This window comes from Cellulosimicrobium sp. NPDC057862, from assembly GCF_042797035.1.
GTDB lineage: Bacteria > Actinomycetota > Actinomycetes > Actinomycetales > Cellulomonadaceae > Cellulosimicrobium.
Window position 1 is genome coordinate 94,735 of sequence record NZ_JBHVMH010000011.1, and the last position, 19,984, is coordinate 114,718.

The window sequence follows — 19,984 nt, forward strand, 5'->3', positions numbered from 1 at the left end:
CGGGGCGGCCCGCCGTCGAGGCCTGACCGACGACCGTCAGATCGTGCGGCCGACGTTGTCGTCGTCCGCAAGACCGCCGGGCGTGGTCTTCTGGACGTGGAGCAGGAACTCGACGTTCGTCTGCGTCTTCTTGAGCTGGCCGAGCAGCAGCTCGATCGCCTGCTGCTGGTCGAGGGCGCCCATGACACGACGGAGCTTGTAGACGATCTTCAGCTCGTCCTGCGACAGGAGGATCTCCTCGCGGCGCGTGCCGGACGCGTTGACGTCCACGGCCGGGAAGATGCGCTTGTCCGCGAGGTTGCGCGACAGGCGGAGCTCCATGTTCCCCGTGCCCTTGAACTCCTCGAAGATGACCTCGTCCATCTTCGAGCCCGTCTCGACGAGCGCCGAGGCCAGGATCGTCAGCGAGCCGCCGTTCTCGATGTTGCGGGCCGCGCCGAAGAACCGCTTGGGCGGGTAGAGCGCGGACGCGTCCACACCACCGGACAGGATGCGGCCCGACGCGGGCGCCGCGAGGTTGTACGCGCGCGACAGGCGGGTGAGCGAGTCGAGGAGCACGACGACGTCCTGGCCGAGCTCGACCAGGCGCTTCGCGCGCTCGATCGCCAGCTCGGCGACGATCGTGTGGTCGGACGCGGGGCGGTCGAACGTCGAGGCGATGACCTCGCCCTTCACCGTCCGCTCCATGTCCGTGACCTCTTCGGGCCGCTCGTCCACGAGCACCACCATGAGGTGGACCTCGGGGTTGTTGGCCGTGATCGCGTTGGCGATCTGCTGCATGATGATCGTCTTGCCGGCCTTGGGCGGGGCGACGATGAGGCCGCGCTGGCCCTTGCCGATCGGCGCGACGATGTCGATCACGCGCGGCGTCAGGCGCGTCGCCTCGGTGTTCTCCAGGCGCAGGCGGTCCTGCGGGTACAGCGGCGTGAGCTTGGTGAACTCGGGGCGCTGGCGCGCCTCGTCGGGCGACATGCCGTTGACGGTGTCCAGGCGCACGAGCGCGTTGAACTTCTGGCGCGCCGTGCTGCCCTGGTTCTCGCCCTCGCGCGGCTGGCGCACGGCGCCCGTGACCGCGTCGCCGCGGCGCAGGCCGGCCTTCTTCACCTGGCCGAGCGAGACGTAGACGTCGTTCTGGCCCGGCAGGTACCCGCTGGTGCGGACGAACGCGTAGTTGTCGAGGATGTCGAGGATGCCCGCGACGGGGAGCAGGACGTCGTCCTCGCTCACCTCGATGTCGTCGAGACCCGCGACGTCCGGTCCCTGGCGGTTGCGGCCGCGCTTGCGGTCGCGCTCGCGGCCGCGGTCACGACCCCGGCGGCGGCGGCCGCCGCGCTCGTCGTCCAGCAGCTGACGGTCGTCCCGCCGGTCCGTCTGGCGCTCGCCGCGGGTCTGCTGGCCGCCGCTCTGCTGCTCGCGCTGCTGACCGCCCTGCTGCTCGCGCTGGCGCTCGCCGCCCTGCTGGTCGCGCTGACGGTCGGCGCGCGTCGCGTCGCCGTCACCCTCGCCGGTCCGGGGGGCGCCGGCGCCGCGGCCCGCGCGGCGCGAGCCCCGCTCGCCCGTGACGAGGCCGACCGCCGCGGCGGCGCGCGCGGCGCGTTCGTCGGCGGACTCGTTCGAGGTGTCGCGCGTGCGCACGCCCTGCTCGCCGAGCGCCTCGGCGACCGCGGCGGCGGCCTCCGAGCGGGAGTCGCGACGGCCGTCGCGACGCTCCCCCCGCTGCTCGGTGCGCTGCTCGTCGGCGCGCACGGGCAGGTCGAGCACGGGAGCGGCGGTGCGCTCCTCGCGGCTCGCGGCCGAGGGCGCGTCCTGACGCGCCGTCGCCGCGGTGTCGGTGGTGCCCGCCGGGCTCGCGGCAGGGCGCTCGGCGCGGCGGCTGCGGCCGCGGCCGGAGGCGGCGGGCGCCTCGCTCGTCTCACGGCCCGCGGCGTTCGCCCCGTCCGTGTCGCGCCGCGACGCGGCGGGGCGCTCGGACGCGCCCTGCTCGCCGGTACGGGCGCGGATGACGTCCACAAGATCGCCCTTGCGCATCTTGGACGTGCCCTTGACCCCGAGCTGCGAGGCGAGCGCCTGCAGCTCCGGGAGGCGCAGCGTGGAGAGCGCGCCGGTCCGGGCGTTCCCGCCGGCAGCGGCCGAACCGGTCGCGCTGCTCGTGGCGGTGTCGATGGTGTCTGTCACGAAGGACCCTTCCCCCTCGTTCGCGCCCGCCGCTCAGAGGGCGGGCCGCGGGTGGTCGACGCCCGACCGTGACGGCCGGTGCGCAGGTGTCGCCACGCGTCAGTGGTACGACGACGTCATCTGACGCGGGGCTGGATTGCCTTCTCTCGGACTGCTCGGTCGCAGCACACCCGGTGGGTGAGAGCGCGCTCCGCGTGCGGATGTACTGGTGCGAGAGCGTGACCGAAGGCTGACAATCATCCTAGCACCGGCGCGCCCGAGGTCAGAGCCGTTCGCCCACGACACCGCGCGTGTCGACGTCGAGGCGGTGCACCGCCCAGTCGACGGCCCCCCCGACGAGGGAGTCCGCGACGCGCGCGACCTCCTCCAGGCCGTCCGGCGTCGACAGCACCAGCACGGTCGGTCCCGCACCCGAGACGGTCGCGGCGAGACCGCGGGCCCGCAGCGCCTGGACGAGCTCGAACGACGACGGCATGACGTCGGCCCGGTACGCCTGGTGCAGGCGGTCGTCCGTCGCGTCGAGCAGCAGGTCGGGCCGTCGGGTGAGCGCCTCGACGAGGAGGGCCGCACGCCCCGCGTTGAAGGCGGCGTCGGCGTGCGGCACGTGCGTCGGGAGCACCCCCCGCGCCCGGCTCGTCGCGAGGCGGGCAGCGGGCACGAGCACCGTGGCCCGGACGTCGGGGTGCACGTCCAGCCGCGCGGCGCGGGGCCCGGCGCCCTGGCCCGCGTCCCACGCGACGGTCGCGCCGCCCAGGAGCGCGGGCGCCGCGTTGTCCGGGTGCCCCTCGATGGCGGTCGCGAGGCCGAGCGCCACGTCGTCGTCGAGGACCGACGGGTCGGCGACGAGCGCCCGCGCCGCCACGATGCCCGCGACGACGGCGGCCGCCGAGGAGCCCAAGCCCCGTCCGTGCGGGACGCGGTTGACGCAGGTCAGGTGCAACCCGGTCTGCGGTGCGCCGGCCACGTCGAGCGCGGCCCGCAGCGCCCGCACCACGAGGTGCGTCTCGTCGCCCGGCACCTCGCCGGCGCCCTCGCCCTCGACGTCGACCACGACCTCGTCGGTCGCGAGCGCGCGCACCTCCAGCACGTCGTGGAGCGCGAGCGCCAGACCCAGCGCGTCGAAACCGGGGCCGAGGTTCGCGCTCGTCGCCGGGACGCGCACCCGCACGTGGTCCGCGCCGAGCTGCATCAGTCGAGCCCGAGGGCGTCGGCGATGGACACGACGTCGGCGCTCACGCGCGTCGGCGTCACCTCGCTGCCGTCGAGCGTGCGCAGCGCCCACTGCGGGTCCTTGAGCCCGTGGCCGGTGACCGTGACGACGATGCGCGCGCCCGCGGGCACGAGCCCGCGCTCGGCGCGCGCCAGGATCCCGGCGACGCCGGCCGCCGAGGCGGGCTCGACGAACACGCCGACCTCGCTCGACAGGACCCGGTGCGCCGCGAGGATCTGCTCGTCCGTGACGGCCTCGATGACGCCGCCCGAGTCGTCGCGCGCCGACTCGGCGAGCTCCCACGACGCGGGGTTGCCGATGCGGATCGCGGTCGCGATCGTCTCCGGCTCGGTGATCGGGTGGCCCGCGACGATCGGTGCGGCGCCCGCGGCCTGGAAGCCCCACATCTGCGGCACGTGCGTCGCGACGGCCGGCAGGCCCTCCCCCGCGTGACCCGGGGCGCCCTGGCCGGCGTACTCCCGGAAGCCCTTCCAGTACGCCGTGATGTTCCCCGCGTTGCCGACGGGCAGCGCGTGGATGTCGGGCGCGTCCCCCAGCGCGTCGACGATCTCGAACGCGCCGGTCTTCTGGCCCTCGATGCGGTCGGGGTTCACGGAGTTGACGAGCTCGACCGGGTAGGAGTCGGCGAGCTTGCGTGCCGCGACGAGGCAGTCGTCGAAGTTCCCGTCGACCTGGAGCAGGCGCGCGCCGTGCGCGATCGCCTGGCTGAGCTTGCCCATCGCGATCTTGCCGTCCGGGACGAGGACCGCGCACGTCATGCCCGCCCGCACCGCGTAGGCCGCGGCCGACGCCGACGTGTTGCCCGTCGACGCGCACACGACCGCCTGCGCGCCGCGCCCCGCGGCGGCGGAGATCGCCGTCGTCATGCCGCGGTCCTTGAACGACCCTGTCGGGTTCATGCCCTCGACCTTGACGAAGACCTGCGCGCCCGTGCGCGCGGAGAGCGCCGGTGCCTCGACGAGCGGCGTGCCGCCCTCGCCGAGCGTGACGATCCGCTCGGCGACGTGCGCCGGCAGACGGTCGCGGTACTCGGAGATGATGCCTCTCCACTGGTGGGCCATCAGGCTCCCTCGACTCTCAGGACGGACGTGATCGTGCGGACGGGCTCGAGCTCGGCGACCGCCGCGACGGTTGCCGACAGCGCCGACTCCGGCGCCGCGTGCGTGGTGATGAGGAGCTCGGCGACCCCGGGCTCGGCGACGTCGGAGTCTCCCGGCGCCGTCGGCTGGCGGACCGCCTCGATGGAGACGCCGTGCTCGGCGAGCGCGTGCGCGACCTGCGCGAGGACGCCCGGGCGGTCGTCGACGTCGAGGCGCACCTGGTAGCGGGTCACGGCCGCGCTCGCGGGGAGGATGGCGAGCTCCGCGTAGGTGGACTCCTGCGGACCCTTGCCGCCGAGCACGCGGTGCCGCGCGGCCGAGACGACGTCGCCCAGGACGGCCGACGCCGTCGGGGCGCCGCCCGCGCCACGCCCGTAGAACATCAGCTCGCCCGCGGACTCCGCCTCGACGAACACCGCGTTGAACGACCCGCGGACGTTCGCGAGGGGGTGCGACGTGGGCACGAGCGCCGGGTGCACGCGCACGGAGACGCCGGCGGGCGCCTCGGCCGCGGAGGTACCTGCCGGGGTGGCGTCGCGCAGCTCCGCGATGGCGAGGAGCTTGATGACGTGGCCGGTCTGCGCGGCCCACGCGACGTCGTCGGCCGTGACGGACATGATGCCCTCGCGCGCGACGTCGTCGAGCGACACGCGCGTGTGGAACGCGAGGCTCGCGAGGATCGCGGCCTTCGCCGCGGCGTCGTACCCCTCGACGTCGGCGGTCGGGTCCGCCTCCGCGTAGCCGAGGTCCTGCGCCTCCTTGACGGCCTCCTCGAGGTCCATGCCCGTGGTGGCCATCTGGTCGAGGACGTAGTTGGTCGTCCCGTTGACGATGCCGAGCACGCGGCGCACGCGGTCGCCCGCGAGCGACTCGCGCACCGGGCGCACGATGGGGATGGCGCCCGCGACGGCGGCCTCGAAGTAGATGTCGACGCCAGCCGCGTCGGCGGCCTTGTAGAGCGTGGGCCCGTCCTCGGCGAGCAGCGCCTTGTTCGCCGTGACGACGGCGGCGCCGGCGTCGATGGCGCGCAGCAGGAGCGACCGCGCGGGCTCGGTGCCGCCCATGACCTCGACGACGACGTCCGCGCGCGCGACGAGGCCCTCGGCGTCGTCGGTGAGCAGCGAGCGGTCGATCGCGGCGTCGCGCGGGGCGGCCGTGTTCCGCACCGCGATCCCGACGAGCTCAAGGCGGGCGCCCACGCGCGAGGCGAGGTCGTCCGCCTGCTCCGTCAGCAGCCGCGCGACCTGGGTGCCGACGACGCCGCACCCCAGCAGGGCGACGCGCAGGGGCGGGTGGGACTCGGCGGCAGGGGGCACGACGGACCTTCCTCGGGGGACGGGCGGGCGAGCTCCCGGGCCCGGGACCGGTCACGGGTGACCGGTGCCGCGCCGTCGCGCGGGGCGACGGGTCGGGTGAGGGAGCGGCAGCGACAGGATACGTGGCCGCTCCTCGCGACGGCGCCGTCCGACCACGTGTCGGACCGCCGCGGGAGTCAGCCCTCCGGTTCGCCGCCGCCGCGCTCCGCGAGCGCCTGCGCGCGGCCCTCGGCGCGGGCGCGTTCCAGGGCCTCCTCGAGCTGGGCGGCGGTGAGCGGGGCCGGGTCCTGCGCGGCGGCACCCGCCTCCGGGGCGGAGCCCGCCGCCGAGCTCTTCGGGACCGCGGCCGAGGTCGCGGAGCCGGCCGCCCGCCCGCCGCCCGAGGCGGCCCGCGCGGCCCGACGACGGAGCGCGGCGAGGAGAGCCGGGCCGCGCAGCGCGGCGAGCAGCACCAGACCGAGGAGTGCGAGAGCGGCCCACGGGACCGCCCAGGCCTGCCCGGCGCCGTCGTCGCTCGCCGTCGCGCCGCCGCCGATCCCGACGGCGGTCGCGGCGACGTCCACGGTCGCGTCGGCGCGGCCGAGGGGTCGGACCCCGGTGACGACCACCTCGCGCTCGAGCGCCGAGCCGGGGAGCAGCTCCGGCAGCTCGCCGTCGCCGGCCGTGGTGGCCGCCCAGCCGAACGGCCCGGTCACGACGACGGACTCGGCCGGCACGACACGCGCGTTGCCCGTGTTGGTCAGGGTGTACCGCACGGTCGCCGACGACGTGCCGAAGGGGTTCACGACGTCGTGGTGGACCACCTCCACCTCGCTCACCTCGACCGCCGGGGCCAGGGCGCCCTCGACGCGCGCGTGCACCCGCAGCGCGAGGCGCCGGTCGAGCGCGACGGTGGACGCCGACGCCTGCTGGACGAGCGAGGTGATGACGCCGGCCGAGTGGTCGCCGGGCAAGGCGTCGGCGGGCACGGCGATCGTGAACGGGACGTCGAGCGACTGGCCGGGGTCGACGGTGACGGTGCCGGACCCGAGCGTGATCCATGCGCCGAGGTCCGTCGAGCCCTCCCCCGCGGGGAGCAGGTCGAGCTGGCCCGACGTCGTCGTGAACGCGTCGGCGGCGTAGGTGCGCAGCTCGAGGCGCTGCGCGGAGTGGTTGGTCACGACGACGGTGTCGGAGATCGTGTCACCGGGTCGCACGGCGTAGGAGAAGTTGGGCCGGTCGGTGCCGTGGTCGTCGTCGGCGGGCAGGAGGCCCCAGCTCAGGTCGTCCGTGGCGTCCCCCGCGAGGGTGGACGCCACGGGCACGGTGGGCGCCGTGGGCACCGACGGCACCACGCCGCCCGCCCGCGCCGTCCCCGCGGGGACGAGCGCGAGCAGGACGGCGAGCACGGCGACGAGCGCCGCCGCGCCCCGAGCGGGGCGGTGCGTACGGACGGGGGCGGCGGCGTCGCGGTCCATCGGTCCGGTCAGCCCACCGCGGTGAGCGTCAGGACGCCGGTGTAGTCCCCGGCCCCCGTGTCGAGCGGCAGGCGCAGGTCGATCGCGGCCTCGGCCTGGACCGAGCCCTTCGGGTGGCCGGCAGGAGCCGAGGCGAGCGTCGACGACGCCTTGAGGCCCTCGCCCTCGCCCGCGACGACGACGCGGCCGTTGCCTGCGCCCACCGTGTTGTCCCCGGCGAGCGCCGGGCCCCAGCCGAGGTACTTGCCGGAGAACGTCTTGCTGCCCGACGCGAAGTCGCTCACCGACCCGTTGATCGTCCAGGCCGGCTGGCCGGCGCGCGTGTCGGTGATCGTCACCTTCGGCAGGACGCCGCTGGCGACGAACGAGCCGTCGCGCACGGTCGCGGTGCCGAGGCTCACGGCGGGGGTGCCGCCCTCGATCGTCCAGACGAACTCGCCCGGCTCCTCGGGCTCCTCGACCTCGGGCACGGTCACGTCGATCGGCACGTCGCCCTCGCCGGGCTCCTCGGGCTCACCCGGACCACCCGGGTCGACGGGGCCCGCGTCGACCGTGTAGGTGACGTCGATCGGCAGGGCCGGCTTGAGGTCCTGCATGCCGCCGCAGCCGGTCGAGTAGAAGTGCGGGCGGACGCTGCCCGGCAGCGTGCTGACGAACTCGGGCGCCCACGAGCCCCACCAGCCCGTGGCGGTGCCCGACGCGACGCAGTTGCGCGTCTGCGGCGAGCTGTCGGCGGGGTCGACCTCGATGCCCTGGAAGTCGGGCGTGATGCGGACCGTGTCGGCGTCGACGACGTCGACCGAGCCCGGGGAGAACGTCACGAGGTCGAGCCGCCCGTAGCTCTGCTCGTCGACGGGGTTGCCGGACATGTCGATGCCCGCGCCGAGGGTGAGCTCGGCGCTGAACGCGCCGGAGCCGTCCGCCTCGACGACGAGCTGCGGGTTCGCGTAGATCTCGTCGGGCGCGCCGAACTGGGCGGGGTAGGCGTTGACCGTGTAGCTGCCGGCCCACGCGAGCGCGAGCTCGTGGGTGTCCGCGTCGTAGGTGCCGGAGCCGTTCGTGAACTTCACGGCGTTGGGCGTCTTGCCCGCGTGCTCGGCCGGGAACGACGTGGCCGGGACGGGGTCGACGACGTACTCCGACTGCGTCCCGCCGGAGACGCTCCCGACGAGCTGGGCGGCGTCTCCCGTGAGGTTCTTGTACGTCCAGGGGCCGAAGATGCCCTTCTGCGCGTAGCCGTTGAGGCCCCACACGAAGGAGGCCCCCTCGACGGTCTGCTCGGCGGCCTGGGCGGGCGCGGCGACCCAGACCGTGCCGAGGCCGATCGCCGCGGCGGCGGCGCCGGCGACCAGCCGGTGCGTGGGTCGCGTCCGGTGTCTGTGCGTGTGCATGATGTCCTCTCGTGCCGGCGGTGCCGGCTCCTGTGCTCCGTGAGTGGTGCTCTCGTGAGTGGTGGGTGCGCGCGCTGCCCGCGTGCGCGATGCCGGACGAGCCGGCGCGACCGCCCTGCCGTCGGGTCCGGGTGCCAGCCCGGGGTCCGACGGCGGGGCGGACCTCTATCCCCGGAACGGCAGGACGAGCCAGCCCTTCCGGAACCCGACGACCGTGCCCGCGGAGGCGAGCAGCAGCCCGGTGGTCATGAGCGCGAGCCGTTGCGACGGGTCGCGCAGGGCGTCCGCGAGCTCGGGCACGAGCCCGGTGCGTGCGGCGCCGATCGTGGCGGCGGGGCTCGCGAGGAACGCGACGGGCGCGGCCGTGTCCGTCGGCGGCCCGAGCGAGGACGGCGCCCGGGGGGCGGACGACCCGCTCCCTGTCCCCGCGCCGGGCCCGGGGCGGACGCCGGGGGGCGTGAGCACGGGGTTGGACACCGTCCCCGCCGGCGGCGTCGCCTCGCCGCCCGGCTCCTGCGGGACGGGCGCGTCGGCGTCGTAGCTCACGTACAGCGGCGCAGCGACCTTCGCCCAGTCGCGCTGGCCGCCCGACGTGTACCAGTAGGCGGCCTGTCCGGTGCGCACCTGGAACTCCACGAAGCTCGTCGGGAAGGCCCCCCAGTGGGCGGCGTTGTCGCTCGTCCGCGCCGCCTGCCGGACGGTGAGACCGGACGCGGCGGTCGTGACGCCGAGGTAGCGCGGCACCGCACGGAAGCCGGCGCGGTCACCCAGCAGGACCTTCTCGAGGTCGGCGAGCACGACCTGCGTCGCGGGCAGCCGCTCCCACCGGGTCATGTCTTCCATGGACGTGCCGAACCCGCCCGCGGTCGCGGTGAGCTCGCCCGTGCCGTCGGCCCGGACGGTGAGCACGGGGTCGCTGGCCCACCAGTAGGTCAGGCCGCCGTAGAAGACGGTCGTGAACGTGCCCTTCCAGCGGATCGTCGCGGTCCCTGCCTCGGGGTCCACGGTCCCGGCGCCGCCGTCGACGACGACCTGCCCGCCGGTGCTGAGGTTGTTCGCGAGCGACACCTGCTGCCCGTCGGGCGCCTGGCACCGCGTCGCGAAGGTCGCGGTGCGCTCCACGCCCGACGCGTCGGTCCGCACGACGCGCACGTCGCCCTCGCTCGCGCGGTAGAAGCCGTGCGCCTCGGTCCAGACCTTGCCGCCGTGGGTGTCGCCGTCGCTCCCGGGCACGCCCGCCATGAGGAAGTTGCAGCCGCCGAAGAACGCGGCGCTGCCCGCCTCGTGGTTGAGGCCCCAGCGGAGCTGGGCGTCGGACACGGTGAACGGGCCGCCGGCCACGTCCAGGGTCGGGACGGTCACCGTCACCGGCAGCCCTGCGGAGTCGGGCCTGCCGTCGTCGTCGACGCCGAGCCCTCCACCGGGGCCCGCCGCAGCCGTCGCCGGGACGACGCCACCCAGGACGGCGACCAGCGCGAGCCCCGCGAGCGCCACGAGCCGGACTCCCCCTCGCCGCGCGCGCGTCCGGGCGCTCATGCGTGCCGCCCCACCGGTTCGCCCTGCGGGACGACCACGGGCGGCAGGCTCTGGGTCGGCGCACCGTCGTGCGGGCCGTCGTACCGGGCCGGGACCGGCGGTGCCGCCGCTTCGCGCTCGGGTCCGACGTCCGCCGTCGCCTCCCGCGCGACCCCGGAACCGCCGGTCGCTCCCGTGTCCGCGCGAGCCGCACGCCGCCGGCGACGCGCGGAGACGAACGACGAGACGAGCACGAGGAGCAGCACGAGCGCAGCCACGCCGACGGCGATCTCGGCCGCCGAGTAGCCCTGCCCGGCGCTCGCGGCCGCCTCGGCCGCGGCCTCCTCCGCGGCCACCGCGGCGGGGTCCCTGCGGACCGTGATCTCGACCTCGGGCGCGAGGCCCGACCCCGCGCCCGTCAGGCGGAGGACGTGCGTCCCGACCCGCAGGTCCGCGGGCAGCTCGAGCAGGCCCGCGACCTCGCCCTGGTTCCCGGCCGTGAGCGGCCCGACGGCGAGCACGCCGTCGTCGAGGACCCCCACCACCTGCTCCCCCGACTGGAAGCCCTGCGCCACGAAGCTCAGCGCACGGCCGGCGACGGCGGTCGCCTGGTCGACACCGATGGTCGCCGTGCCGGCCGCGGCGGCCGGCGTGGGTGCGGTCTCGGCCTGTCCTGCCTGGACGCCGGCCGCCTCGTCCTCGGCGCCGGAGGTAGCGCCCGACGCCGTGCTCGACGTCGTGCCGCCGCCCCCGCCCGCCTGGGCGGCGGTGAACGCGACGGGCGTGAACGTCTCGTTGGTGGCGTTCGGCACGCCGTGCGCCCCGATCGTGATGACCCCGCACTGCACCTCGCGACAGTCGACGGTCACCGCGTTCCCGCCGCGGTCGAGCGCCTGGAAGGTCGGTCCCGGGACCACGAGCCGCGTCGACCACGTGCCGTCGGCGGCGATGACGCCGCCGTTCGCGGCGTACTCCGTGTCCGAGCCCGGGAACGCGACGAACCGCTGGAAGCCCTGGTTGTCGGCCTGCTCCGAGTCGGGCACGTACCGGTAGTCCGCCCCGGTGCTGCCGCCGCGGCTCGGCGCCCAGGCCCCGCCCGCGGGGTCGGACACCCAGCCGAAGAACACGTACACGCCGCCGAAGGCCCCCTGAATCGACTGGAACCCGGAGCCGCTGAGCGTGAGCGTCGTCGAGTAGTTCGGGTCGGCCTCGGCGCGGCCGTGGTCGTTCGTCACGGTCACGCGCGCTGCCGCCTGCGCGGGAGCGGCACCGACGGCCGTCCCCACGACGGTCGCGGACGCGGTCACGAGGAGGGCGAGCAGCGCGACGAGCGCCGTGCGTGCGCCGGAGCGCCGCCGGGCGCGGGCCGGGAGGTGCGTGGTCGGGATCGTCGGGGTGGTCATGGGAGGGACGGCTCCGGGGTCGACAAGGTGGCGGTGCGCGCCGGGAGCACGAGCAGCTCGCCCGTCTCGGGGTGGCGCAGCGTGCGCACGGGGTGGCGGTAGACGCGGGTCAGCAGGTCGTCGGTCAGCACCTCGTCGGGCGTCCCCACGCCGGCGACCCGGCCGCCGTCGAGCACGACGACGCGGTCCGCCCACGCGGCGGCGAGCGAGAGGTCGTGCAGCACGACGACGACGGCGTCGCCCGCCCGCGCGCGCTCCCTGGCCTGGGCGAGCACGTGCTCCTGGTGCCGGATGTCGAGGGCGGCGGTCGGCTCGTCGAGGAGCAGGAGCCGGGGCTCCTGGGCGAGGACGCGCGCGAACGACGCGCGGGCCTTCTCCCCTCCCGACAGGCTCGGGAACCGCCGGGCGGCGAGGTGCAGGACGTCGGCGGTCACGTGGGCGCGCGCCACGGCCTCGTCGTCGTGCTCCTCGCGCGCCGTGCCCCGCCACGGCGCACGGCCCATGCGGACGACGTCGACGACGCGGAACGGGAAGCTGAGGCGCGTCTCCTGGAGGAGCACCGCGCGGCGTCGGGCAAGCTCGGCGACACCGATCGCGGCGAGCGGCTCGCCCTCCCACGCGACGGTCCCGCTCGTCGGTGTCGTGTCGCCCGCGAGGACACCCAGCAGAGTCGACTTCCCCGCGCCGTTGGGCCCCACGAGCACGAGGACCTCACCTGCGTGGGCGTCGAGGTCGACGTCCGCGAGGATCGTCGCGCCGTCGATCCGCACGCCGACGCCGCGTGCGCTCAGCACGGGCCGCTCCGGGTTCGCGGTCATGCCCAGCCTCCCGCCGTGCGGCGCGTGCGGCGCAGGAGCCAGAAGAAGAACGGCCCGCCGACGAGCGCGGTGAGCATGCCCAGCGGCAGGTCCGCGTACGGCACCGCGGTGCGGGCGACCAGGTCGGCGCCGGTGAGCAGCACCGCGCCGCCGAGCGCGCTCGCGGGGACCAGCACGCGGTGCCCCGGCCCGACGACCATGCGCACGAGGTGCGGCACGACGAGCCCGACGAACGCGATGATCCCGCAGAACGCGACCGCCGCCCCCGTGAGCAGCGCGACGGCGACGATGCACACGACCCGCAGCCGCTCGACGTCGACACCGAGGTGGCGCGCGGCGCGCTCGCCGAGCGCGAGCAGGTCGAGCCGACGGGCGAGGACGACGGCCACCCCGATCCCGACGAGCACGAGCGGCAGGACGATCGCGACGTACGGCCACCGGGTGCCGTTGAGGCTGCCGAGCTGCCAGAAGACGATCTGCTCGCGCGCCTGCGTGTCACCGAGGAACGTGAGGAACGCCAGGCCTGCGCCGCACACGGCGTTCACCGCGACGCCCGTGAGCACGAGCGTCACGACCTCGGTGCGGCCCTGCGAGCGCGCGAGCGCGTAGACGAGGAGCGTCGTGAGCAGCCCGCCGACGAACGCCGCGACGGCGATGGTCCACGGGCCCAGCAGCGTGATGCCGAAGACGATGGTCGAGCACGCGGCGACGGCCGCCCCCGCCGAGACCCCCACGACACCCGGCTCGGCGAGCGGGTTGCCGAACACGCCCTGCATGACGGCGCCCGCCGTCGCGAGCGCCGCGCCCACGGTCATCGCCATGACGACGCGCGGGAACCGGATGGTCCACAGCGCCGCGTCGCCGTTGGGGTGCGACGGCAGCGGACCGAGGTCGAGCCCGAGGCGGTGCAGCACCGACCCGAGCACCTCGAGCGGCGCCACGTGGAGCTGCCCGACCCCGGCGGAGACCAGGCCGAGCACGACGAGCAGGACGCCCAGGGCGGCGAAGAGCGCGGTGACGCGCGCGGGCCGGGCCGGCGGCAGCGCGACCGGGCCGTCGAGGTCCCGCAGCGTCGCGACGGCGTCGTCGGTCGTGGCGTCCTCGGTGGTGGCGTCCCCCGGGGCGTGCGTCGTCGTCACGAGGCGTCCCCAGGAGCCGGCGCGTAGATCGCGCGGGCGAGGGCGTCGAGCACCCCTGCGGTGCTCGGGCCGTAGCTGAGGATCTCGGTGTCGGCCATGTCGACGATGCGCCGGTGCTGGCCCGCGGGCGTCTGGGCGATCGCGGGGAGCTGCTCGAGCAGGCCGTCCACGCCGTCGACGGACTCGAGGCCCTTCGTCATCATGAGGAGGAGGTCCGGCTGCATGGCGACGAGACCCTCGTCGTTCACGGGCCGCATCCCGTCCCAGCCGATCTCGGTCGCGACGTCGACCCCGCCCAGGGCGTTGACGAGCGAGTCGGCGCCCGAGCCGGAGCCGAACAGGTAGTACACCCCGGCCTGGCCGCGCACGTAGAGGAACGCGATGCGCAGGCGGTCCGCCGGGTCCTGCGGGACGAGCGCCGCGATCTCCGCGAGCTTCGCGTCGATCTCGGTCTGCGTGCGCTCCGCGAGCGCCGCGCCCTCCTCGGGGACGCCCAGCGCGTCCGCGACCTGCTGGATCAGCGTGCCGACGTTGTCCAGGTTCCGGTGGGAGTCCACGACGACGACGGGGATCCCCGCGTCGCGCATCTGGAGGACCACGTCCCAGGGCCCGAGCGTCGTGTCGGTGATGATCACCGTCGGCGCGAGCTCCAGGATGGCCTCGCCGCTCAGCTCGTGCCCGTTCGTGGTGACGAGCGGCTCGTCAGCGATCTCCTCGAACCCCGACGACAGGTCGCGACCGACGACGTTCTCCCCCAGGCCGAGCTCGAACACGATGCGCGCCGTGGAGCCGTAGAGGTCGACCGCGAGGATGCGGCTCGTGTCGGTGACGGTGACCTCGGTGCCCTGCGTGTCGGTCACCGTGGCGGGCAGGGTCGGCTGCGGGTCGTCCGCGACGGGGTCGACCGCGGAGTCCGCGAGGACCGCGGTCGACTCCCCCACGTACGACCGGGGGTCGTCCAGAGCGTCGAGCTCGGTGAGCGGCGTGGTGTCGACGGCCGCGGCGCCGACCCCGGTGCCGGCGGCGCCGGTCAGGGAGCAGGCGGTCAGGACGGCGAGCAGCGCACCGAGCACGACCACCGGGACAGGGCGGGCGCTGCGACGGGCGGGTCGTGAGGACGGGGCGGTGCGGGGCGGACGGGGAGAGTCCTGAGGCATGGGTGCGGTGCTCCGGTTCGGCACGCACACCAGGTGCGCGCTCGGACGTTGAGGTAAGCCGTGCCTTACCTTATTTAGCAAAGCCTAACCTGACAAGCATCTGACAGAGCGCCAGAACTGTGGCACCCGTCACGCCCGCCCTCCGCGAGTGCTCGGGTCCGCACGCACGACGACGGCCCGTGACCTGGCAGGTCACGGGCCGTCGGAGCAGGGTGCTTGGGTGGGCGGGTCAGCCCTCGTCGAGCGCGAGAAGGTCGTCCACGGTCTCGCGGCGGACGAGCACGCGGCTCGCGCCGTCGCGCACGGCGACCACGGGCGGGCGCGTCAGCAGGTTGTAGTTCGACGCCATCGAGCGGCCGTACGCACCGGTCGCGGGGACCGCGAGGAGGTCCCCCGCGCGCACGTCGCCCGGGAGCCGCACCTCGTGGACGACGATGTCGCCGCTCTCGCAGTGCTTGCCGACGACGCGCGCGAGCACGGGCTGCGCGGTCGACGCCCGGCCGACGACCTCCGCGTGGTACTGCGCCTCGTAGAGCGCCGGGCGGATGTTGTCGCTCATCCCGCCGTCGACGGACACGTACGTGCGCACACGGCCGTCGTCGAGCGTCACCGGCTTGACCGTGCCCACGGTGTAGAGCGTGAGGCCGGCCGGCCCGACGATCGCGCGACCCGGCTCGATCGAGAAACGCGGAAGGGGCGTGCCGAGCTCCGCCGCCACGGCGTCCACCGCGGCGGCGACGTCCTTCGCGACGCGCTCGGGGTCGAGCGCGACCTCCCCGGGGAGGTACGCGATGCCGTACCCGCCGCCGACGTCCACCTCGTCGACGAGCACGCCGGTGCGCGCCGCGAGCTCCGCGCGCAGCTCCAGCACCGCGCGCGCGGCGACCTCGAAGCCCGACGGGTCGAGGATCTGCGACCCGATGTGCGAGTGGATCCCCAGCAGGTGCAGCTCGGGGCGCGCGACCACGTCGAGCAGCGCGGTCATGGCCGGGGAGTCTCCGGACCGGTCACCGTCCGCCGTGCGTGGCGCGGCGATCGACAGGCCGAACTTCTGGTCCTCGTGCGCGGTCGAGATGTACTCGTGCCCGCCGGCGTGGACGCCCGTCGTGACGCGCACCATGACGGGCGCGACGACGCCGCGCTCCCCCGCGAGGCGCGCGACGCGCTCGACCTCGACGAGCGAGTCGACGATGATCCGACCGACGCCCTCGTCGAGCGCCCGGCCGATCTCGGCGTCGGACTTGTTGTTGCCGTGCAGGCCGATCTCGGCGCCCGGGACGCCCGCGCGCAGCGCGACCGCGAGCTCTCCCCCGCTCGCGGTGTCGACCCGCAGGCCCTCCTCGCGCGCCCAGCGCGCCACGGCCACCGTCAGCAGGGCCTTGCCCGCGTAGTAGACGTCCACGTCCGACCTGACGGCGCGGAACGCCGTCTCGAAGGCGGTGCGGTACGCCCGGGCGCGCGTGCGGAAGTCCGCCTCGTCGAGCACGTACGCGGGCGTGCCGTGCTCGGCCGCGAGGTCGTGGACGGCGACGCCCGCGACCTCGACCGCGCCGTCCTCCCGACGGCGCACGCCCCGCGACCACGGCTCGCCGGGGTGCCCCGGCAGACCCGTGCTCACATGCGCTCCGGTGCGGTCACGCCGAGCAGGCCGAGGCCGTTGGCGAGCACCTGGCGCACCGCGTCGTTGAGCCACAGGCGCGTGCGGTGCGTGTCCGTGACCTCCTCGTCCGGGTACGGCAGCACGCGCTGCGACTTCTGCTGGTACCACGTGTGGTAGTCCCCGGCGAGCGCCTCGAGGTAGCGCGCGACGCGGTGCGGCTCGCGCAGCTCCGCCGCCTGGGCCACGATGCGCGGGAACTCCGTGAGGCGCCCGATCAGCGCGGCCTCGCTCGGGTGGTCGAGCAGCGCGGGCTCGAACCCGTCGGCGCGCGCGACCCCGCGGTCGGCCGCGTTGCGGTCCACCGCCGCCGTGCGCGAGTGCGCGTACTGCACGTAGTAGACGGGGTTCTCGTTCGTCGCCCGCGCGAGCAGGTCGAGGTCGAGGTCGATGTTCTGGTCCGCGGACGAGCGCGCGAGCGAGTAGCGCGCGGCGTCGACGCCGACGGCGCCCACCAGGTCCTCGAGCGTCACGACCGTGCCGGCGCGCTTGGACATGCGCACGGGCTGGCCGTCCTTGACGAGGTTGACCATCTGCCCGATGAGGAGCTGGAGGTTCTTCCCCGGGGTGTCGCCGAAGGCCGCGCAGACCGCCATCATGCGGCCCACGTACCCGTGGTGGTCGGCGCCGAGCATGATGATGACCTCGTCGAAGCCGCGCTCGCGCTTGTCGAGGTAGTACGCGATGTCGCCCGCGATGTACGCGGCGTCGCCGTCCGACTTGATGACGACGCGGTCCTTGTCGTCGCCGAAGTCGGTCGTGCGCAGCCACGTCGCGCCGTCCTGCTCGAACATGTGGCCCGACTCGCGCAGGCGCTCGACGGCCCGCTCCACGGCACCCGACTCGTGCAGCGAGTCCTCGTGGAAGTACACGTCGAAGTCGACGCCGAAGTCGTGCAGCGACGCCTTGATCTCGCCGAACATGCGCTCGACGCCCCGCGCCCGGAAGACCTCCTGCGCCTCGGCGTCCGGGAGCGTGCGCGGGTCGGGGTCGCCGGCGGCGACCGCGTCCGCGATGACCGCCTCTGCGATCTCGCTGATGTACTCGCCGCCGTACCCGTCCTCGGGCGCCTCCAGGCCGCGGGCACGCGCGAGGAGCGAGCGCGCGAAGCGGTCGATCTGCGCGCCGTGGTCGTTGAAGTAGTACTCGCGCGTGACGTCGGCGCCGCTCGCCTCGAGCACGCGTGCGAGCGAGTCGCCGACGGCGGCCCAGCGGACGCCGCCGATGTGGATCGGGCCCGTCGGGTTCGCGGACACGAACTCGAGGTTGACCTTCTTGCCCGCCTCGGAGTCGCCGCGCCCGTACGCCGGGCCGGCCTCGACGATCGTGCGCGCGAGCTCGCCCGCGGCGGCCGCGTCGAGCGTGATGTTGAGGAAGCCCGGGCCGGCGACGTCCACGGCCTTGACGCCCGGGGTCGCGGCGAGCCGCGTCGCGAGGTCCTCGGCGAGCGCGCGCGGCGTCGTGCCCGCCTTCTTGGCGAGCTGCAGCGCGACGTTCGTGGCCCAGTCCCCGTGCTCGCGCTGGCGGGGTCGCTCCACGTGGACGCGCTCGGGGACCGCGGCGGGGTCCAGGGCGAGGGTGCCGTCGGCGACGGCGGCGGCCAGGGCAGCGCTCAGCGCTTCGGAGAGCTCGTCGGGGGTCACCGGGCGATTCTACCGAGGCACGAGCGCGCTCCGTCGCCGTGCCTCCGGATCCCGGACGGGGCCGGGGCCGCGGCTCGCGGCCGCACCCGGACGAGGCGAGGGGTTGTGGCGCCCCGGCGGTCGGGCGTCAGATGGAGGCAGGTGCGACGGCGACGAACGGCGTCGTGAGCGGCCGCACCGACCGCCGAGCCGAGGAGCCGTCATGGACGACCGCGTCGCCGAGTTCCACCGCCTGCACGAGGCCGGTTGCTTCGTGATGCCGAACCCGTGGGACGTCGGCAGCGCCCGCGTGCTGGAACAGCTCGGCTTCCCGGCCCTCGCCACGACGAGCGCCGGGTTCGCGTGGACCCGGGGGGCTCCGGACGCCGGGGTCGGGCTCGAGGACGTGCTCGACCACCTCGGCGTCGTCGCCGCAGCCGTCGGCGTACCGGTGAACGCCGACTTCGAGGGCGGCTACGCAACGGACCCGGACGGCGTGGCGGCCCATGTGACCCGGGCCGTGGCGACCGGCGTCGCGGGGCTGTCGATCGAGGACTCCACGGGGGACGCGGACCGGCCGCTGCACGACCTCGGCCTCGCCGCGGAGCGGGTCCGGGCGGCCCGGGAGGCGATCGACGCGAGCGGTACCGGCGTCCTGCTCACGGGGCGCTCGGAAGGGTTCGTCGTCGGGCACCCGGACATCGACGAGACGCTGCGCCGGCTCGTGGCCTACGCCGAAGCCGGTGCCGACTGCCTCTACGCGCCCCGGATCACCTCGCTCGAGCACGCCGCCGCGATCGTCGAGGCCGTAGCGCCCACGCCGGTGAACCTGCTGATCAACGCCCCGTTCACGACGGTCGCGGAGGCGGCCGCGGTCGGCGTCCGACGGGTCAGCGTCGGGGGCACCCTGGCCCGCACGGCCTGGGGCGGCTGGCTCGCCGCGGCCCGGGAGATCGCCGAGGCGGGCACGTTCACGCGGTTCGACGCCCTCCCGGACGTCGACGGGCTGCTCGCGCGGGGGGAGTAGCCCGCGCGCCGCTGGAGAGTCACGCCGGCCCGAGGAGGGTCCGCGCACCCCGGACGTGCTGGTAGTCTCGTGCATCGCGTCGACGGTCACCGTCGGCGCTCGCCCTCGTAGCTCAGTGGATAGAGCGTCTGCCTCCGGAGCAGAAGGTCGTAGGTTCGAATCCTATCGAGGGCACCTCGCTCCGCTCCGACGAGCCCGGCCCGCCTCCGGCGGCCGGGCTCGCGCCGTCTCCGGGCCCGCCCGTCCACCGCCGCACCTCCCGTCGTCCCGCTACGGTGGGGCCATGACCGACGGCGGCTACGGGGACTTCGAGTTCGAGCGCCGGTTCCTCGTGCGCGACCTGCCCGAGGACCTGCGCGACGCACCGGCGCTCATCGTGCAGAGCTACTACCTGGCGGACGAGGGCTACGCGCTGCGGCTGCGTGCCAAGGTGCCGACGGTCGACGCGACGATGGACGCGGAGACGGACCCGGTCCGCCTGCTCGACCGGTTCGCGCCCGCCGTCGACCTGTGCACGCTCACGGTGAAGGGGCCCATGGCGGGCGGGACGCGGTACGAGGCGGAGCGCGAGGTCGACGTCGCGGTGGGCGTGCAGATGATCCGGCGTGGCGGCGCGCGCGTGGTCAAGACGCGGTACTCGGTGTGGGTCGGGGCGGACGGCTGGGTCGTCGACGTGTTCGGCGGCGCGAACCACCCGCTCGTCGTCGCGGAGTGCGAGCGCACCGGCCCCGTCACGGACCTCCAGATCCCCGCGTTCTGCGTCACGGAGCTCACGGACGACCCCCGCTTCTCCAACGACGCCCTGGCCAACCGGCCCTACGGCTCGTGGCGCGAGGAGTTCGAGGCCGAGCTCGCGGCGTCCGGGCCGCGGTTCCTCCAGGACTTCGGGCACAACGAGCGGCTCGCGGGACCGTAGGTCCGGCGCCGTCGACGACCACCGCCCCGGGCGCGGGGTCGTCGTGCGAAGGAGCCGCGC

15 protein-coding genes and 1 tRNA gene are annotated in these 19,984 nt (G+C 75.2%); 3 read left to right on the forward strand and 13 right to left on the reverse strand.

The features are described from left to right. Window positions 1–36 precede the first annotated feature (36 nt). The 13 genes from rho to argS all read right to left on the reverse strand — a co-directional run bounded on the left by rho (window position 37) and on the right by argS (window position 18,002). Window positions 37–2,175, reverse strand: coding sequence for a transcription termination factor Rho (rho, locus tag ACFVN3_RS14485; RefSeq protein ID WP_378233597.1), 2,139 nt, complete (start codon window positions 2,173–2,175; stop codon window positions 37–39). Window positions 2,176–2,437: 262 nt separating this feature from the next. Beyond that, window positions 2,438–3,364, reverse strand: coding sequence for a homoserine kinase (gene thrB, locus ACFVN3_RS14490; RefSeq protein ID WP_378233598.1), 927 nt, complete (start codon window positions 3,362–3,364; stop codon window positions 2,438–2,440). Further along, window positions 3,364–4,467 carry a threonine synthase gene (thrC, locus tag ACFVN3_RS14495; protein ID WP_378233599.1) on the reverse strand — a complete coding sequence of 368 codons (1,104 nt, stop codon included), beginning with the start codon at window positions 4,465–4,467 and terminating at the stop codon, window positions 3,364–3,366. The genes thrB and thrC overlap by 1 nt, the downstream gene beginning before the upstream one ends. Further along, complete coding sequence (locus ACFVN3_RS14500; protein ID WP_378233600.1) at window positions 4,467–5,822, reverse strand: homoserine dehydrogenase; 1,356 nt, start codon at window positions 5,820–5,822, stop codon at window positions 4,467–4,469. The genes thrC and ACFVN3_RS14500 overlap by 1 nt, the downstream gene beginning before the upstream one ends. A 176-nt stretch (window positions 5,823–5,998) precedes the next feature. Next, window positions 5,999–7,279 (reverse strand): WxL protein peptidoglycan domain-containing protein, encoded by a 1,281-nt coding sequence (locus tag ACFVN3_RS14505; RefSeq protein WP_378233601.1) that lies wholly within the window; start codon window positions 7,277–7,279, stop codon window positions 5,999–6,001. Between the two features lie 8 nt (window positions 7,280–7,287). Beyond that, the gene (locus tag ACFVN3_RS14510; protein ID WP_378233602.1) at window positions 7,288–8,670 is read right to left on the reverse strand and encodes a hypothetical protein; all 1,383 of its coding nucleotides are present in this window, start codon (window positions 8,668–8,670) and stop codon (window positions 7,288–7,290) included. A 165-nt stretch (window positions 8,671–8,835) separates the two neighbouring features. Continuing rightward, window positions 8,836–10,206: a hypothetical protein gene (locus tag ACFVN3_RS14515; protein WP_378233603.1), complete on the reverse strand. Its 1,371-nt coding sequence runs from the start codon at window positions 10,204–10,206 to the stop codon at window positions 8,836–8,838. Then, a complete protein-coding gene (locus ACFVN3_RS14520; protein WP_378233604.1) occupies window positions 10,203–11,588 on the reverse strand; it encodes a hypothetical protein in 1,386 nt (461 codons plus the stop codon). The genes ACFVN3_RS14515 and ACFVN3_RS14520 overlap by 4 nt, the downstream gene beginning before the upstream one ends. Beyond that, on the reverse strand, window positions 11,585–12,406 hold the full coding sequence (locus ACFVN3_RS14525) for a heme ABC transporter ATP-binding protein (RefSeq protein ID WP_378233605.1): 822 nt from the start codon (window positions 12,404–12,406) through the stop codon (window positions 11,585–11,587). Before ACFVN3_RS14525 ends, ACFVN3_RS14520 begins: the two co-directional genes overlap by 4 nt. After that, a complete protein-coding gene (locus tag ACFVN3_RS14530) occupies window positions 12,403–13,476 on the reverse strand; it encodes a FecCD family ABC transporter permease (RefSeq protein WP_378233642.1) in 1,074 nt (357 codons plus the stop codon). The genes ACFVN3_RS14525 and ACFVN3_RS14530 overlap by 4 nt, the downstream gene beginning before the upstream one ends. Before the next feature lie 65 nt (window positions 13,477–13,541). Next, window positions 13,542–14,624: a hemin ABC transporter substrate-binding protein gene (locus ACFVN3_RS14535; protein ID WP_378233606.1), complete on the reverse strand. Its 1,083-nt coding sequence runs from the start codon at window positions 14,622–14,624 to the stop codon at window positions 13,542–13,544. Window positions 14,625–14,931: 307 nt separating this feature from the next. Beyond that, entirely contained in the window at window positions 14,932–16,320 is a 1,389-nt protein-coding gene (lysA, locus tag ACFVN3_RS14540) for a diaminopimelate decarboxylase (RefSeq protein ID WP_378233608.1), read from the reverse strand. Continuing rightward, a complete protein-coding gene (gene argS / locus ACFVN3_RS14545; RefSeq protein WP_378233609.1) occupies window positions 16,317–18,002 on the reverse strand; it encodes an arginine--tRNA ligase in 1,686 nt (561 codons plus the stop codon). Before argS ends, lysA begins: the two co-directional genes overlap by 4 nt. 202 nt (window positions 18,003–18,204) lie before the next feature. Here argS and ACFVN3_RS14550 point away from each other — a divergent pair, with 202 nt between their 5' ends. The 3 genes from ACFVN3_RS14550 to ACFVN3_RS14560 all read left to right on the forward strand — a co-directional run bounded on the left by ACFVN3_RS14550 (window position 18,205) and on the right by ACFVN3_RS14560 (window position 19,924). Then, a complete protein-coding gene (locus ACFVN3_RS14550) occupies window positions 18,205–19,008 on the forward strand; it encodes an oxaloacetate decarboxylase (RefSeq protein WP_378233610.1) in 804 nt (267 codons plus the stop codon). A 101-nt stretch (window positions 19,009–19,109) separates the two neighbouring features. Continuing rightward, window positions 19,110–19,182 (forward strand) — tRNA-Arg (locus tag ACFVN3_RS14555). 109 nt (window positions 19,183–19,291) lie between these two features. Next, complete coding sequence (locus ACFVN3_RS14560) at window positions 19,292–19,924, forward strand: CYTH domain-containing protein (protein ID WP_378233611.1); 633 nt, start codon at window positions 19,292–19,294, stop codon at window positions 19,922–19,924. Window positions 19,925–19,984 lie beyond the last annotated feature (60 nt).

Excerpts from the sequence above, each read along its gene's own strand:
- thrC (WP_378233599.1), bottom strand. The coding sequence starts at position 4,467 with ATGGCCCACCAGTGGAGAGGCATCATCTCCGAGTACCGCGACCGTCTG.
- ACFVN3_RS14550 (WP_378233610.1), top strand. The coding sequence starts at position 18,205 with ATGGACGACCGCGTCGCCGAGTTCCACCGCCTGCACGAGGCCGGTTGC.
- ACFVN3_RS14515 (WP_378233603.1), bottom strand. The coding sequence starts at position 10,206 with ATGAGCGCCCGGACGCGCGCGCGGCGAGGGGGAGTCCGGCTCGTGGCG.
- ACFVN3_RS14520 (WP_378233604.1), bottom strand. The coding sequence starts at position 11,588 with ATGACCACCCCGACGATCCCGACCACGCACCTCCCGGCCCGCGCCCGG.
- ACFVN3_RS14505 (WP_378233601.1), bottom strand. The coding sequence starts at position 7,279 with ATGGACCGCGACGCCGCCGCCCCCGTCCGTACGCACCGCCCCGCTCGG.
- thrB (WP_378233598.1), bottom strand. The coding sequence starts at position 3,364 with ATGCAGCTCGGCGCGGACCACGTGCGGGTGCGCGTCCCGGCGACGAGC.
- ACFVN3_RS14560 (WP_378233611.1), top strand. The coding sequence starts at position 19,292 with ATGACCGACGGCGGCTACGGGGACTTCGAGTTCGAGCGCCGGTTCCTC.
- ACFVN3_RS14525 (WP_378233605.1), bottom strand. The coding sequence starts at position 12,406 with ATGACCGCGAACCCGGAGCGGCCCGTGCTGAGCGCACGCGGCGTCGGC.
- ACFVN3_RS14510 (WP_378233602.1), bottom strand. The coding sequence starts at position 8,670 with ATGCACACGCACAGACACCGGACGCGACCCACGCACCGGCTGGTCGCC.